The following is a 14,614-nucleotide window of genomic DNA, read 5'->3' as shown; positions in this document are numbered from 1 at the left end:
CGTGAGCTTGTGTGCCGTCCCGCTATGACATCCTTGGTATTCCAACGGGGGGATCGAATAGACGTGCAACGCTAGACTGGCATGCTTTCCGAGACGGAAAGTACGGGAAGGGTCGTATTGCTCCCGCCCCGCCTTGCCGTATCCCCCTGCCCTTCCCACACCTTTTGATAGTGTTGTACGTCTGCTCCGTATCGACCGCACGACGGCGTCCTCGTGAATGAAATGAGCGAGGGTTCGGAAGTCGAGCCCCGTGAATCTTCCGGCGTGCGGTCGTCCCGGTAAATCGTTACAACGGTCACTATCAGGACTCGACAGTGACGTCGATCGTGTCGGTGTCGATGCCGCCGTCGCCGTCGTCGACCCGTAGCGTGACAGTGTACGTTCCGTTGGCGGTGTACGTGTGTGACGCGTTCGAGCCGCTTTCGTCGAACGCGCCGTCGCCGTCGAGGTCCCACTCGTAGGTCAGCGTATCGCCGTCCGGATCGCTGCTGGTCGAACCGTCGAACGCCACGGTCTCGTTCACTGGTACTGTCCGGTCCGAACCGGCATCTGCCACCGGCAGCGCGTTCTCGACGGTCACCGTCGTTGTGTCGGTGTCGACGCCGCCATCACCGTCGTCGACCCGCAGCGTGACGTTGTACGTCCCCTCGTCGCGGAAGATTTGCTCGGCGGTGGCCCCGCTCTTCTCGTAGGTGCTGTCTTCGTCGAGGTCCCACCCGTAGCTGAGGGTGTCGTGGGCATCCCCCGCGGTGCTGTCGGACCCGTCCAGCGTGACCGGGGTTCCGGCGGTCGTCTCCAGGTCCGGACCGGCGTCGGCGGTCGGCGGGACGTTCTCGATTGCGATGGAGACGTTCGCGGTGGTCTCGTAGCTGGCACTGTCGGTGACCGTCAGCGTGACGTTGTAGTCGCCGGGGTCGTCGTAGGTGTGGCTGACTTCCGGTCCAGCGGCCGTCGTGCCGTCACCGAAGTCCCACTGGTAGCCGACGATCCGGGCGTTGTCCCCGGATCCGGACCCGTTGAATCCGATCGTCTTGTTAGTGGCGGTGGTCTGCGTGGTGACTGCGTCGGCCACGGGCGGTTCCGTGTCCGGTTCGACGGTCACCGTCGTCGTGTCGGTGTCGGTGCCGCCGTCGCCGTCGCTGACCTGCAGCGTGACGTTGTACGTCCCGTTCTCGCTGTAGTAGTGTCCCGGTTCGGCCCCGTCAACTTCGTAAGTGCCGTCGTCGTCGACGTCCCATTCGTAGGTCAGCGTGTCGGAGCTGTCACCCTCGCTGCTCCTGGTGCCGTCGAGGGTGGGTTCGCCGGTGACGACCGTCAGGTTCTCGCCAGCGTCCGCCGTTGGTGGGACGTTCTGGACCTCGACGGACAGCGTGTCGGTGTCGAGGCCGCCGTCGCCGTCGCTGACCTGCAGCGTGACGGCGTAGGTCCCCTCACTTCTGTACTGCTGGTCGACTTCGACGCCGCCGGCGTCGTACTCGCCGTCGCCGTCGAGGTCCCACTCGTAGGTCAAGTTGTCGGCCCCTGGGTCGCTGCTGGCCGAGGCATCGAACGTGACGACCTCGTCGACGTCGACGGTCCGGTCCGAACCGGCCCTCGCGGTCGGTGGGACGTTTTCGACGGTCACCGCCGTCGTCGCGGTGTCGGTCAAGCCCGCTGTGTCTGTGACGACAAGCGTCACCCCGTACTCGCCCTCATCGAGGTACGTATGGGTCTGATTCATCCCCGTCGCGTCGATCTCACCATCGCCGTCGAAGTCCCACGCGTAGCTGGTGATCGTGCCGTCGTCGGTCGAACTGACGCCGGTGACGTTCACCGGCGACCCCTCTGCGACGGGGTTGTCGCTGCCGACGTTTCCGACAGGCGCGACTGGCATCTCGATGGCGACATTCGCGGTTTCCCCGTCGCTGAAATAGCTCGTGGTCGGCGCGTATCCGAGCGACGCACCGACCATTGCCACGACGATCGCCAGCGCCGCGAGCTTCCGTCCGGGATCAGTCATCGCTTGTTTCCTCCTTCGCTTGCGACGTCGGCTCGCCACCGTCGACTCGCGCTGCCCGGGATGGGACGGCCCTCGTCGCTCTGTCGTCTCGCTCGGTGTCGGCGACCGCCACGGCGAGGGCATCCGCACGGGCGCTCGCTACGACGAACTGTTCGCGGACTGACGACGGATCTTGTCCGGTTGGTTCCGGCGCTGTTACCTCACGCTCCGAGGAACCCCCGGATCGACCCGCGAGATAGAGAATTGACAATAGCAGGAACGCGGTGCCGACGCCCCCAGCGACAGTGAACGCCCAGATCTCCATCGTCTGGATGGCGACCCACACGCTGTACGCGACGAACGCGGCCAGGACGAGCAACCCGAGCTGGAGTTCGGGAGCGGTGAAAGAGACCGCACTCTCTCGATCGTCCGTGTCCCCGTCGAGCTGTCGGGAGCCACCCTCTTCGCCGGTCCGCTGGGGACCGGCCGCTCTGTCGGAACGGTCAGCTTCGGTGGCGGGACCTTCACTGCTTTCCGACGTCTGACCGGTCGCACTGTCGTCCACGTGTTCGTTTCCAACACGCAAGCGTTTCGACAGCGACCAGGCTTCCGAGAGGAACAACAGTCCGATCGGAGCGGCGACGAGCAACACGAACCCTGTCTGGGTCGAGGCGAAGCGGATGACGTACCCGATCAGCGGAATGACAAAGGGAATGCCTGCCACTACCGGGACACGCCCCTCGACCTGTGCGGGTGTGACCGACTGTCGGTCCGCACTCTGTGAGTTGTCCCCCGCCGTTCGGAACGCCACGCCGTCGCCGTCTTGGATCACTTCGATGACACGGTGAGTCGTCGGACTGGTCTGCTCCCCGCGCTGGAATGTGATGATGTCTCCCCGCTCTATCTCGTCCGCAGGGACATCCTTGACGACAACGACGTCGCCGGGGTTCATCGTCGGCTGCATGCTCCCTGAGAGCACGACGTAACTGCTGTCGGCTCCCACGACCTGCGGGACTGCGTAGATGACAAAGGGGAGGACGATCGCTAGGAGCAAAACCACGCCGACGATCTTTCCGAGCCGCCGGAAGAGGCGACGTTTTCGCTCTGACTCTGCAGCGGTCGATTCGTCATTTTCCGTCATTATAACCCCTCCTTCGTTGGCGCATAGAGTAGCCCCCCTGTCGCGTTTCCGTCGAATCCAGTATCGCACGCGATCTCGTCAGGGCCTCCCTTGATGTCGACTCTGCAGAGATCAGGATCGCTTCCGTCTGGATCAACGAGTTCGAATTCGACGGCGACTGTCTCATCGCCGTCGTCTTTTTCGACGGTGTCAGTCACTACGACGTTGTATCCCGCACCGTCGCCGTCGTCGTCCTCGTACAGATCGTACGTCCCCGGCTCGATGTAGCTGTCACCGATGCCGTCTTGCTCGTAGCTGGAATCCAATTCCAGTTTCCCGATCAACTCGCAACTCCCGTCGATTTCCGCGTAAATCTCGATGAAGCTGATGCCGTGGTACGTGACACATGGTTCGACCCGGGGGAACGGATTCGATAGCGTCGCGTTATGACGACACTGTTCGCCCTGGAATTGGAGCTGCAGTTCGACGTTTTTGGGGTTGTTCCCGCTGTAGTCGTCCGAAGATTCCCACTCGAACTCTACATCCAGTTCGCCATCGGACGGCAGGCACACGTCAGTCGTGTCGCAGTCCGGATCGAGAAGAATCCCGTTACATAGAGAGTTTGCGACGCTCAGCAACGTTCCTGACGCGATAATTTCGTCGTTGCAGACGTACGATACTGTCACGTACACTGAGTCAGCCGGTCCTGTTGGACACGTCGTTCGGAGCCAGATACGTGCGGGATTCGACTCCTCAACCGCGTGTGCAACGGTGACCACACTCGAATCACTTCCATCTGTCAGGTCGATCGCAAGCGTCGCGACCCCGTCCTCGCTGGTCCCGCCCGGCCAGGAGGCGAGCAGGTCAAGCTGTCCCGCGCTGACTGTCGAACCCAGTAGCCTCTCCGTGTCGGTAAACAGCGCCGTCGTTCCGGCGCCGAACGCCGCACCCGCGGTCCCGACCGTCCCGAGCGATCCGAGGAGCGCGCGCCTCGATACCCCCTCTTTGCGTGTCATTTCTCACCACACATATCGACCCACCACTGGTTCGGAAACTGGTCTAGTGTACGGAGCAAGCGTGGTAGTTATGTTTCTCTTACCGTTCTCGCGGAACAGGTAGGAGGTCTTTTCGGCCGTCCACTCTCCAGGTATCGGGCTGTTTGAATTCCGCTTGTGTCTCGTTGTTTTCGGCATCTCACTCGACCTCTGCGGCGTAGAACCTCAGATCGAACGAGACCGAATCGGTCTGGGTTACGTTGATCTCCGGAGGCCCGGCGAACACCCAGCCGAAGGAGATCGTCACCGAGTTTTCGTCTGTGAGTGGCTCCGTTTCGGATGTCGTGGGATTCGCATCGAGTAAGACACCCTCTTCGCCCCTGTCTGGAAGGGCCTCGGCCACCTCCGCGAGCGTCCCCTCGGCGTCGGGATCGATCAGCCCTTCACCGAGGTCCTGCTCGCCGTTGGTCGCTCCCCACACGTCGACCCCGAGCGTGCCAGTGTCGTAAAAGAGCGTGACATCCAGGTAGTTCTGGAGTTCACCCTCGTTCGGCGTGTCGTCACCGGCCTCCCGCTCGGGATCGGTCAGGTCGTTCTCCTCCGTGCCGGTCAGATCGAACGCGAGCCGGGGGATGGAGTCGGGTGTTCCGTCAGTGAGGCTCATCTCGACAGTGAGCGTGCCGGCGTCTCCTGGCAGCAGGTTCGAAACCGAGTACCTGAACGCGCTTCCGGTGTCCGTGACTGAACCCGGATCGTCGTTCCCGTTTCGCGTGGCGGCCCAGTCGAGAACGAGTCCGTCCCCGTCGGTCGCCGTGTGATCGAGCGCGCGTGCCGGCTCGGTGGCAATAGCAAGTCCACCCGCTGTGGACACACCGACGGCTCCCAGTCCCGCGAGGAGTTTTCGCCGCGTCAGATTGCTGTTTGTCTTCATGTGTCCCCTACCCCCGAGATGAAACCCACTGACGGTGGAATGTGGCTAACTTCCCGGCGCAGTGTAGCTGCCCTCCTCGTAGAGCAGTCCCTCGTCGGGGTCGTCGATCTGGACGTCCACTGGACGTTCGGACCCGTCCGTCGCGGGACAGGCCGTCGTGTAGGAGATCACGTACGCCGGGTCGGTGATCTCGCCGACGATGTCTTCGAGGATCACGTCGAATTCGGCGTCGTTGATATCGATCCACGTTCCGTCGTCGACGTTCTCCGCGATGTCGCGCTTGCTTACCGTGCTGGAAACGACACTCGGGGCGACTGCGTAGAACGTGAAGTTTCCATCGTTGAGGAAGCCTTCAATCTCCGACTGGGTGAATCGGGCCCGCGAATCGGTCGTCGAGTCGTACGCCCCGACGTCGGTGATGTCGATCACGATACGCTGGGCGCCGGACCGGAAGGCCGAGAGTTCGTCGTTATTCCCGTCGTCCGTCGGTGCATTACCAGTCCCCACTGCGAGTGCGTCGACGTTGTCTTCGGGATTGTCACCACCGCCAGACGCTGAGAGTCCATCTACTGCCGTGTCGAACGCCGTTGCATCGGTGAAGTCTGTGTCGAGTTCGACCTCGTCTTTGAACGAGACTAGCGCGTACCGCGCGTCGATGCCCGCAGCCTCAATGTCGTCGGTGAGGTTGGTGACTTCGCTCTTCAGGGCTGTGATCTCGCCGCCCATGCTACCAGTGTCATCGAAGACGACAACAATGTCGACCGTACCGCCCGACTCGAAGGCGACGCTATCGATGGTCTGGCCACAGCCGGCTTCGTTGATCGAGAAATTCGCGGCGGTGAGATCTCCCGCGCTCCCTGTGTCCGTGCTCACGCGAAGGCGCGCGTCGATGTCAGGATATCCCGTATCCGGATCCGGCCCGACTGACAGCAGGTTCGTGAACTCGTCGTCCGTCGAACCCAGCTCGAAGTTTGCATCGGGGCAATCACACTCTCCGGTCTCCCACACGGGGGTCGCACACTCGTTGTGCCGCGACTGGACGGCGTCGAACACGAAGTCCCACGCGACGGAGTCTGTCTGGACCTCGTTGCCGACGTCGGCGGGCAACTCCAGCAGCAGGCAGAAGCTCAGCTCGGACACGTCGGCACCGATTGCGCCTCCGTCTTCCCCGCCGAACGTCTCCCATACGTCGGCCAGGCTCACACCGCCGAGCAACTCGTTCGTCAGCGCGTCTCGCTCGTCTTCGCCGTCACCGAGATCTGCACTCTCGTCGTACCCGCCGTAGACGGTTACGTCGATGGCCTGAGCGAGTTCACCCTCGCCGTCCGGGTCGCCGATCTCGTCCGTGACTGCCGTATTCGGGTTCTCCAGCACGTCGGACAGTTCGTCTTCCGCGCTGGCTTCCGGCTCATTGACCGAGTTCTCGTCGTTGGCCGTGTTCGTTGCGGTGAGGCTGAGGCAGGCCGGATTCGTCTCGACGACGATATCGTAACAGAGGATCAACCAGTCCCCCGTCTTCATGTCGCCGATCTGAATGCCGGTCTCAACGGCCCCGTCCGCGGTCGCTTCCCATCCCTCGAAGGATACCTGGTCGGATTCGATCCACTCGTCGCTGATCCCGGCGACCGAGCCAGTCACCGACAGGTCGAGGCTGCCAGCGGTCAGTGAGTTGTTTGCGAACGTCTCCTCGTCGCTGAAGAATGCCGTCGTTCCGTATCCCGCAGCCGCACCTGCGAGTCCCACGGCCCCCACGCTGCCGAGGATTTTCCGTCGCGTTAGTTTCAAATTCTTGTCTGTCATCATCTACCACCTTTGGTGGTAACGGCCTGCCGACGGAGTCGAACCGTCGATCACGACGTCATCTGAACGTCGAGTGCACCCGCACAGGCTACGATTCAGTAGCTATGTGGTGGTTTCGTCCACGAGGTCGTTGTGGCGACACTGTTCGGCGTAGAAGCCCAGATCGAAGCTCACGGAGTCGCCCTGGACCTCGTTGCCGACCGTTCTGGGGAGCCACCAGGCGAATCCGATGAAGTTCGTCACACCGGGATCGAAACACTCGCGGCTCTCGTTGGTCGGATCGTCCTCCAGCTCGTCGAACTCGGTCGATCGGTTCCCGTCGAGTGGGATCCCGTCTCCGGTCGAGAGGGCCTCTAGATCCGCTGCCAGAGTCCCACGGCGGAACACCTCTTCGGTCATCGCGACGTTTTCGAGGATGTCGTCGAGTATCCTCGCCACATCTTCGACGTCTTCAGCACTGTAGTAATCAGCGGCGTCCCCGGCGATGTAATCGCGGAGGTACGCCCGAAGTGTCGAAACCGAGGGGCCATCCTCGCAGACGTTTGCGTCCTCGTTGTTGGTAATCGGTCTGTCGTCGGCGACACCCACGGCTAGGATTCGGTGATCGTCTCTGATGGCATCCGCCACAGCTGCGGTTTCACAGAGCTCGGCGTCCTCGACGATCGAGTTGCTCGGATCCCCATCCTCGTATGGTCCGGGAGTGTACCCGCCATCGATCGGGAACTCGTCGTATCCGGAGTTGGGGTAGTTCGGCCCACCGTCGGTGAACATCACGATGAACGTCTCCGCGCCAGAGCGTCCGTTCACCGACAGCTCCTCGGCAGCCACGTCGAGTGCTGCCGGCATCGGCGTGTTCCCGCCAGCGGAGAGTCCGGAGAACTCGACTGGCCCGTCGGCTAGGCTGGTGAAGTCGTCGACGGCACTGTCACCGAAGGAGAGCCCTCCGACTCGGGCGGTGCTCGTCGCATCGAGTTCGTCCGCGAGGTTGTTTGCATCGGTTTGCAGGGTCTCGACTTCGCCCTGTTCGAGCGATCCCGACGTGTCGACGGCGATCATAACGTCGACCTCGCCGATCGATTCGTCGATCACGTTGTTGCCGTTCGGATCGTACCACCAGGCAGTCTGGATGTTCTCGGCCAGGTTCGGCTCGTTCCCATCGTCGCCTTCGGCTACCTGCTCGGGTTCGGGGTTGGCACCGCCGTCCTCGCTGACGTTCGCCGCCTGGAGCCAGACGTACCCAGGATTGCCACAGAGGTGGAGACTCAGCGTGAGTTCCCCGAAGTCTCCGGGCTTGACGTCGTCGAGATTGACGAGCGGGGCCGGGCTTTCGTCGTCCAGGCGCGCGTCGTCGGTATCGCCACGGAGCCCACTGGCCGGATCGAGGTGTTCCGGCATGTCCGCTCCGTCTTCGCAGGGTGCGTACGAGAACCCTATCTCCTCGCCATCTCCCAGGTTCATCTCCTGGATCCCGTCGTCGTTCGGGTCCGGGAACGCGTCGATCGCCGTCGCGTCCATGAACGTCCCGAGATCGTCCTCATCGACCGCGATCATCGGGTTCTCGGGATCCGGGAGTCCGACCTGGTCGTCCCCGATATCGTCCATGCTGTCGACGTGGGACACCGCGACATCTGTGTCGAAATCGTCCCAGTAGTGTTCCTCCCAGTCGACCTTGAGATCGAGCGCGCCGGCCGTGAGCGTGTTGTTGTCGAACGATTCCTCGTCGCTGAAGTAGGCGGTCGTCCCGTACCCAGCAGCCGCACCGGCGATCCCGACGGCACCGATGCTCCCCAGCACCTTCCGCCGCGTGAGATCGAAGTTTCCGTCTGTCATTGATGATCCCCCATCTTGGGGAAGGCCCACCGGCGGAATCGAACCGCCGCCCGTGGCGGGGTCGCGTGACGTATCGCCGGCGAAACCGGCAATCTCGTCACACGGACATGCCGTGTGTTGGATCTCCGGGAAAGTCCGGAGAATCGGACACCTGTGTGGGTCGAAGACCGTTTATGCTGTACTGTGCAGCTTCACGGACTGATCGAAGCGTCTACCTTGGCAACATAGACGGGATCGCTCCCGAGTGGGGTGATCGAACTATCGTCGTCCGGCTGGTCAGTCACTACAATATAAAGCGGATTATCGTCCTCTCCCTGATTGACGAAGATTCTCAGGACATTGGTGTTGGGATTGACGTATCCTGCAGCCACTCTGAGCTGACCGTACTCCCCGATGTAACCGTACTGTCTGAAATCGCCTTCTGATCCGAGATCTAGCCCTGACCCGGACGTATTGATGTCGAAAACATCGTACGTGTAGGGGTTGCCGCTCGGGCTAATTGTCGTCGTTCGCTCGACCTCTGGGATACTGTCACTGTAGTCATCCGCGAAGATCACTGTCTCGCCGTCGTCGAGGGCCGTCTTCAACTCCGTATCACTGCTGACCACGGTTGCGAACGGAGTTTGGGGATCCTCGTTGTGCCTGGCCTGCTCAGCAGCGAATCCGATGTCGAATTCGACGCTGTCGGTCTGGATCACGTTACCGACTTCAGTGGGAACCTCCCAGTCGATGCAGATGCACTGCCCTGTTTGCGTTTCGAAGTCAGGACTGCCCGGGTAGGCGCCATCGTCCGTTGGCATCCATTCGCCATCAGACTCTTCTAGACCGTCCAGCAGGTATCCGGTCTGGAGCTCCGAGAGCAGATCCGCGAGCGTGTAGTCGTCGGGGTTTTCCAATTCGCGAACCGTCTCGAAGTCGTCCGGACCTTCCGGTGGCGCACCTTCGAGATCGTCGGACGGTTCACAGTACGCGACCGTCACCTGGATGTTGTCCGCGAGTTCGCCGAAACCTTCCCCAGTGGGGCCGTCATCTGGCACCGGGAAATCGGTGTAGTCACTTCCATCACGGTAGTCTATCTCGTCTTCTTCCACGTCACCTTCGGGCTCGGTGTAACCGTTCTCGTACTGCGTGAATCCAGTACTACCCGCCCACAACCACGCGGGGTTGTCGACGATCTTCGGGCAGAACACCAACTTCCCCGAGTCACCCGGCTTGACGTCGGCGATCTGGTACTCTCCAACCGCAGATCCTTCACCCTGGATCCGCCCAGACCCAGTCGTACTCCCCGTTTCGCCGGTCGCCGATCCCTGATCGACGGAGGTCCAGTAGTCGACGACCAGGTCCAGTTCTCCGGCTGTGAGTTCGTTGTTCGCGAACGATTCCTCGTCACTGAAATACGCGCTCGTGCCGAGCCCGGCACCGGCCCCGGCGAGGCCGATCGTCGCCAGCCCCCCGAGCGCTTTTCTCCGTGACAGTTCGTATTTTTCTGACATGGTTACTTTCCTGTTCGGACCCCCACCTCGGGTCGGCCCGAACGTGCTATCCACTCGGATAGCTACTTACTAAGATAATTACCGGATCAACCCGTGCTAATCACACATGTCCGTCTAAAACGGCCGGTTAGCGCCGTAGATGGCTGTATTTGAAAACGCTAGATATGTCCTACCATAGGAGGAAGCAAGCGGTAAACATATACTACGGTTCCGGCAACCATTCTGAACCACTCGGTACGGAACTCTAATAGACCGGTAGGATACATCTTCACACCTCAGAAATAGTATGTCTTCCGCGAACGGACCTCTACGTTTATGGGTCAGTATTCAGTCTACTCGTCTGACTGGAGCAGGCTGGCTGCGAGGGGTGGGAATGCACATGGTGATAGGGATGGCAGCGATCACGGGCGGCAGTATCGACCCGCAGGAAGTGCACGAGATCCTGCGCAACTCCCGGCGGCGGCAGGTGATCAAACAGCTGAGCAGCCGTCTGGGGCCCGTAACCCTCCGGGAGTTGTCCGAGCGGATAGCTGCCGAAGAGACCGGAGAGACCCCGCCGCCACGGAAGGTCCGGGACAGCGTCTACAACTCCCTGCATCAGACGCACCTGCCGAAACTTGACGAGATGGACGTCGTCGTCTACGACAAGGATCGAAAGACGGTCCGACTCCGCGAGCGAGCCAAGCAGGTCAACCGGTACATGCGGATGGTCACCGACTACGGCGTCTCCTGGGCGCAGTTCTACCGGACGCTCGGCGTCGTCGCGCTGGTGAGTGTCATCGCCGCACAGACCGGCGTGCCCGTGATCGGCGCGATGCCCGTGCTCCTTCTCGCGAGTGGATTTCTCGTGCTGTTCGGGGTCGCCACTGCCTATCAGATGTGGACGCTACGCTGGTTCTACATGCGCTCGATCGTCCCCGACGACTCGACAGCCGCTCGCTCGGACGACTGACACGGAAGGATGTAGATGATGCTGTCTAGTGCCGACCACTGGACTGGACGATCCCGGAACGGTGTGATCCCGTGCCGTGTGGCATTGCCTGCTGGCCGTGGGCTCGAACGAGCAGGAGGTGCCCGTCAGCTGTCGTCGCTGCTACCGTCCCGCCGCCGTCACACCGTCCGGGACAAACGGGCGGCTGTCGGGCAGTTCGGGATCGCTCGCCAGGAACAGGTGATGACGTGACTCCGGACTCGTCGTCACGGTTCTCTGGAGCGGTCGGGCGAACGCTGGCCCTGTCGAGCTCCGTTCCGATACGGTACGCGCTCGCGGGTACGCTCGCGGTCGTCGTCACGATCAGGCTCGTCCCCGTTACTTCCGTCTACCAGGACGGTGCCGTCGTCCTCACAGGCAACGATCCATACGCCTACCGCTACGCCGTTGAGCAGGTGGTCCACGGGACCGCCACGCCCTGGTCACTGCCGGACGGGGTCGCGAGTGGCGAGCCGCTGTTGGTCTCGACGCTGGCGCTCGCAGCGCTTCTTCTCGGGGGAAGCCAGTGGGCCGCCGACACTGTCGTCGCGTGGTATCTGGTCGTCTCGGCCCTGCTCACCGCGCTGCTCGTTTACGGGATCGCGGTCAGAGCCAGCGGCGACGCCCGGATCGGACTGGCAGCGGTACTCTTGCTCGCTGTGACACCGATGCACGGCTTTCGGACCAGCATCGGCTTCGCCGACCACCACGCGTTCGACTACGTCTTTCTCGCGTTGACCGTCTACGCGCTCCTCGGAATCGTGCACGGGCCCGACCGGTCGGGCCCGGGCGGGACTGGGTCCGACGTGGCGCTGCTCGCCGTCGGACTGGCCGGTCAGCTGCTGGCATGGGAAGCGGGACCGCTGCTGGTCGTCCCACTCGCGTTCGCGATCGGCCTGTGTGGCGTCGCCACCGCCGCACGTGACTCGGTTCGGCCCCTGTCTTCGCTCGTGGCTGGCGTCGCCTGGGGGACGGTGCTGACCGGACTGGCGCACGTCGGTTTCGGCTGGCAGGACACGGTCGTCGTCCTGGCCGCTGGCACCCTCTTCGCCGGAAGCCTCGGCGTGCTCTCGATCGCGTCCGTCTGCCAGCGCCTGGACCGGTCGTGGATCTTGACTGCGATCCTGGAAGTCGGGCTCGTCGTGCTCGGGCTCGCGGTCCTTTTCAGCGCGTTTCCGGACGCGGGCCACGCCCTCGAGCGGGGGATCGACCGGTTGCTCCACGACACTCGGATCGGAGAGATGTCATCGCTCACCGAAGACTACGGACTCGTCCTCGGACCGCTTGTTCTCCTCGGATTCGGTCCGTTTCTGGCGCTCCCGGGTATCGTTCTCGGGTTACGTGCAGCGTGGCGGCGGGGCTCGATCGCGTGGCCGATACTGATCGCCTACGGGGCGTATTTCGCTGTGCTGACCGCGATCCAGCGGCGATTCGGTGGTGAACTCGCCCCGTTTCTCGCGTTGTTGGGCGGGCTGGGACTGCTCGGCGTGCTCGGGTGGCTGGACCTCGCGAAGCCGCACCGGGCGCACGAACGAGTGGCGCTGTCATCGCGTCCGGATCACCACCGTGACGGACTCGCGGTGCCCGACAGGACCCGTCTGACACTCCTCGGCGGGGCCGTCGGCGTCTTCGCGGGTTCCGGAGCGCTGTACACCACGCTGATCAACGATCGACTCGCGACCGACCGGGCGGCGGTCCGCGCCGCCCGGTGGATAGACGCCTACGCCAGCGAGCGCGGCTGGGAGTATCCCGAGAACTACGTGCTGAGCGAGTGGGGTCGCAACCGGATGTTCAACTATTTCGTGAACGGACAATCGGCGAGCTACGGATACGCGCGCCGCTACTACGAGGACTTCCTGTTCACGTCCGACGCCGCGGGCTGGTACGAACACTTCGACGGCCGCGTCGGCTTCATCGTCGTCCCGGATCTCGAGTACGGCGGGTACACCCATTCGAGGCGACTGTACGCGCGACTTCGGAAACTCGGCAGCGCCACCGAGAACGCGCCGGGCCTCGGTCACTACCGCGCCGTCTATGCAAGCCCGGATCGCGACTATCTGGTGTTTACGCTCGTCCCTGGAGCGACGCTTTCCGGTACGATCAGTAGACGAACGAGGATCGAGACGGAAGTTTCGATCCCGGGTGCCGACTTCGAGTACGTCCGGTTCGCCGAACCTGACGACGGCTCGTTCTCGGTGACGGTTGCTCATCCCGGGACCTATACCGTCGACGGTCGATCGGTGGTCGTCACCGAACGGGACGTTCGGGACGGTCGGACTCTCTACGTCGGGCGCGTCTAACGCCATGGGCAGAGAAAGCAGACCGAGTGCCCCGGGGCTTGCCCGGAGCAGTTCACCGGTGTGTGAACCGGCTGTCCGTCTCTGTGCACCTCGACTGCGGCCGAGATCCGCATAGAAATCTGGGTGCTCCCCAGGCGAGTCTGTCTTCGTCGTCTCGCCAGCCCGTGGTTTTTCTCGGTCGACGAGACGGTTTCCGCCCGCAAGTAACGGGTATTTCGACGGACGATGACGACTGCTCAGTCACGCTGAAACGAGTAACGAGATATATAATTCCCTTGGATCTCCAACGGTATGCTAGATATTGTCTGCTAAGAACGTATCTACGGGGGCTCAGGATGTGGGTTCAACGACAGAATTACGCACGGGTGGCACCGAGAACGAACGCGCTGGCTAGCAGACCGGCACGGACTATCGGCTATCGACACCATCGGACGCGAGCCGGCCGAACTCGTCCACGTGGTCGACGACCGGCTAGCTATCGACACGCGAGGTGGTGAAATGAGTGAAGCAACCTCGTCACAGACTGATCTGCCGACGTCTTTTCCCGAAAAGGTAACTGAGGGTGGATCTCTCGACGCCGGGGCCGATTCCGGCTCTGACCTTCGACAGCTCTCTCTGGATGCGATCTTCGATGCGCTGAAAAACGCCCGCCGTCGTCGCACGTTACAGTATCTTGGTGCGTCCGATGGCTCCGTCAAACTGGGCGAGTTAGCGGAACGGATCGCCGCGGACGAGAACGGTAAATCGATCGCGGAGATCACGTACGCGGAACGCAAGCGCGTCTACGTCGCGCTCTATCAGTGTCACCTTCCGAAACTCGACGACATAGGTCTCGTTTCGTACGACGAATCTCGCGGGATCGTGACGCTTCGGGAGAGCGCAGCACAACTCCGGCCGTACCTCGAAGGCCCGCCGTCGACTGATCACTGGTACCGGCACTACACTGCTATCGTCGGTGTCGGCGCGCTCGCGCTCGGTGGAAGTTGGCTGTTCGCTCTCTCGGCAGGGGGCGTGCAACTCGTACTTCTAGGGGTGCTGATGGCGGTCGCAGTCTGTGCAACGGCACACGCCCGGAACGTCTCCAGTCGGTAGCGATCTCCATCCGAAACACCCGCTTGTTTCCGCTGGGAACACTTTCGCTCTCTCGGGGATCAGACGGATCAAACTTCACTTTCACTCCGGTCTGCTCACGTTTAT

11 protein-coding genes are annotated in these 14,614 nt (G+C 62.3%); 4 read left to right on the top strand and 7 right to left on the bottom strand.

What is annotated here, in order from left to right; translation table 11 throughout:
- Nucleotides 1-301: 301 nt before the first annotated feature.
- From OB916_RS08970 to OB916_RS08940, 7 genes are all read right to left on the bottom strand, one after another.
- Nucleotides 302-1,999, bottom strand: coding sequence for a PKD domain-containing protein (locus OB916_RS08970; RefSeq protein ID WP_315908955.1), 1,698 nt, complete (start codon nt 1,997-1,999; stop codon nt 302-304).
- Entirely contained in the window at nt 1,992-3,119 is a 1,128-nt protein-coding gene (locus OB916_RS08965; RefSeq protein WP_315908954.1) for a signal peptidase I, read from the bottom strand. The genes OB916_RS08970 and OB916_RS08965 overlap by 8 nt, the downstream gene beginning before the upstream one ends.
- On the bottom strand, nt 3,119-4,114 hold the full coding sequence (locus OB916_RS08960; RefSeq protein WP_315908953.1) for a hypothetical protein: 996 nt from the start codon (nt 4,112-4,114) through the stop codon (nt 3,119-3,121). The genes OB916_RS08965 and OB916_RS08960 overlap by 1 nt, the downstream gene beginning before the upstream one ends.
- 178 nt (nt 4,115-4,292) lie before the next feature.
- A complete protein-coding gene (locus OB916_RS08955) occupies nt 4,293-5,024 on the bottom strand; it encodes a hypothetical protein (RefSeq protein ID WP_315908952.1) in 732 nt (243 codons plus the stop codon).
- A 45-nt stretch (nt 5,025-5,069) separates the two neighbouring features.
- Entirely contained in the window at nt 5,070-6,824 is a 1,755-nt protein-coding gene (locus OB916_RS08950; RefSeq protein ID WP_315908951.1) for a VWA domain-containing protein, read from the bottom strand.
- A 102-nt stretch (nt 6,825-6,926) separates the two neighbouring features.
- Nucleotides 6,927-8,654 carry a vWA domain-containing protein gene (locus OB916_RS08945; RefSeq protein WP_315908950.1) on the bottom strand — a complete coding sequence of 576 codons (1,728 nt, stop codon included), beginning with the start codon at nt 8,652-8,654 and terminating at the stop codon, nt 6,927-6,929.
- Between the two features lie 191 nt (nt 8,655-8,845).
- A complete protein-coding gene (locus OB916_RS08940) occupies nt 8,846-10,147 on the bottom strand; it encodes a SipW-dependent-type signal peptide-containing protein (RefSeq protein ID WP_315908949.1) in 1,302 nt (433 codons plus the stop codon).
- Between the two features lie 373 nt (nt 10,148-10,520).
- Between OB916_RS08940 and OB916_RS08935 the strand changes: the two genes are divergently transcribed.
- The 4 genes from OB916_RS08935 to OB916_RS08920 all read left to right on the top strand — a co-directional run bounded on the left by OB916_RS08935 (nt 10,521) and on the right by OB916_RS08920 (nt 14,509).
- Nucleotides 10,521-11,099, top strand: coding sequence for a DUF7344 domain-containing protein (locus tag OB916_RS08935; protein WP_315908948.1), 579 nt, complete (start codon nt 10,521-10,523; stop codon nt 11,097-11,099).
- 78 nt (nt 11,100-11,177) lie between these two features.
- Nucleotides 11,178-11,330 (top strand): hypothetical protein, encoded by a 153-nt coding sequence (locus tag OB916_RS08930; RefSeq protein WP_315908947.1) that lies wholly within the window; start codon nt 11,178-11,180, stop codon nt 11,328-11,330.
- Complete coding sequence (locus OB916_RS08925; protein WP_315908946.1) at nt 11,327-13,417, top strand: hypothetical protein; 2,091 nt, start codon at nt 11,327-11,329, stop codon at nt 13,415-13,417. The genes OB916_RS08930 and OB916_RS08925 overlap by 4 nt, the downstream gene beginning before the upstream one ends.
- A 498-nt stretch (nt 13,418-13,915) precedes the next feature.
- Nucleotides 13,916-14,509, top strand: a complete 594-nt coding sequence (locus OB916_RS08920) for a DUF7344 domain-containing protein (RefSeq protein WP_315908945.1) — start codon at nt 13,916-13,918, stop codon at nt 14,507-14,509.
- The last annotated feature ends 105 nt before the right edge of the window (nt 14,510-14,614 follow it).

It is taken from the genome of Halapricum hydrolyticum, from assembly GCF_025517535.1.
Taxonomy (GTDB): domain Archaea; phylum Halobacteriota; class Halobacteria; order Halobacteriales; family Haloarculaceae; genus Halapricum; species Halapricum hydrolyticum.
Note: the sequence above shows the minus strand (reverse complement) of the source record. Positions and strands in the feature narration are given on the sequence as shown.

Coding starts and splice junctions, on each gene's coding strand:
- OB916_RS08970 (WP_315908955.1), bottom strand. CDS start 1,999: ATGACTGATCCCGGACGGAAGCTCGCGGCGCTGGCGATCGTCGTGGCA.
- OB916_RS08945 (WP_315908950.1), bottom strand. CDS start 8,654: ATGACAGACGGAAACTTCGATCTCACGCGGCGGAAGGTGCTGGGGAGC.
- OB916_RS08940 (WP_315908949.1), bottom strand. CDS start 10,147: ATGTCAGAAAAATACGAACTGTCACGGAGAAAAGCGCTCGGGGGGCTG.
- OB916_RS08950 (WP_315908951.1), bottom strand. CDS start 6,824: ATGACAGACAAGAATTTGAAACTAACGCGACGGAAAATCCTCGGCAGC.
- OB916_RS08955 (WP_315908952.1), bottom strand. CDS start 5,024: ATGAAGACAAACAGCAATCTGACGCGGCGAAAACTCCTCGCGGGACTG.
- OB916_RS08920 (WP_315908945.1), top strand. CDS start 13,916: ATGAGTGAAGCAACCTCGTCACAGACTGATCTGCCGACGTCTTTTCCC.
- OB916_RS08960 (WP_315908953.1), bottom strand. CDS start 4,114: ATGACACGCAAAGAGGGGGTATCGAGGCGCGCGCTCCTCGGATCGCTC.
- OB916_RS08935 (WP_315908948.1), top strand. CDS start 10,521: ATGCACATGGTGATAGGGATGGCAGCGATCACGGGCGGCAGTATCGAC.
- OB916_RS08965 (WP_315908954.1), bottom strand. CDS start 3,119: ATGACGGAAAATGACGAATCGACCGCTGCAGAGTCAGAGCGAAAACGT.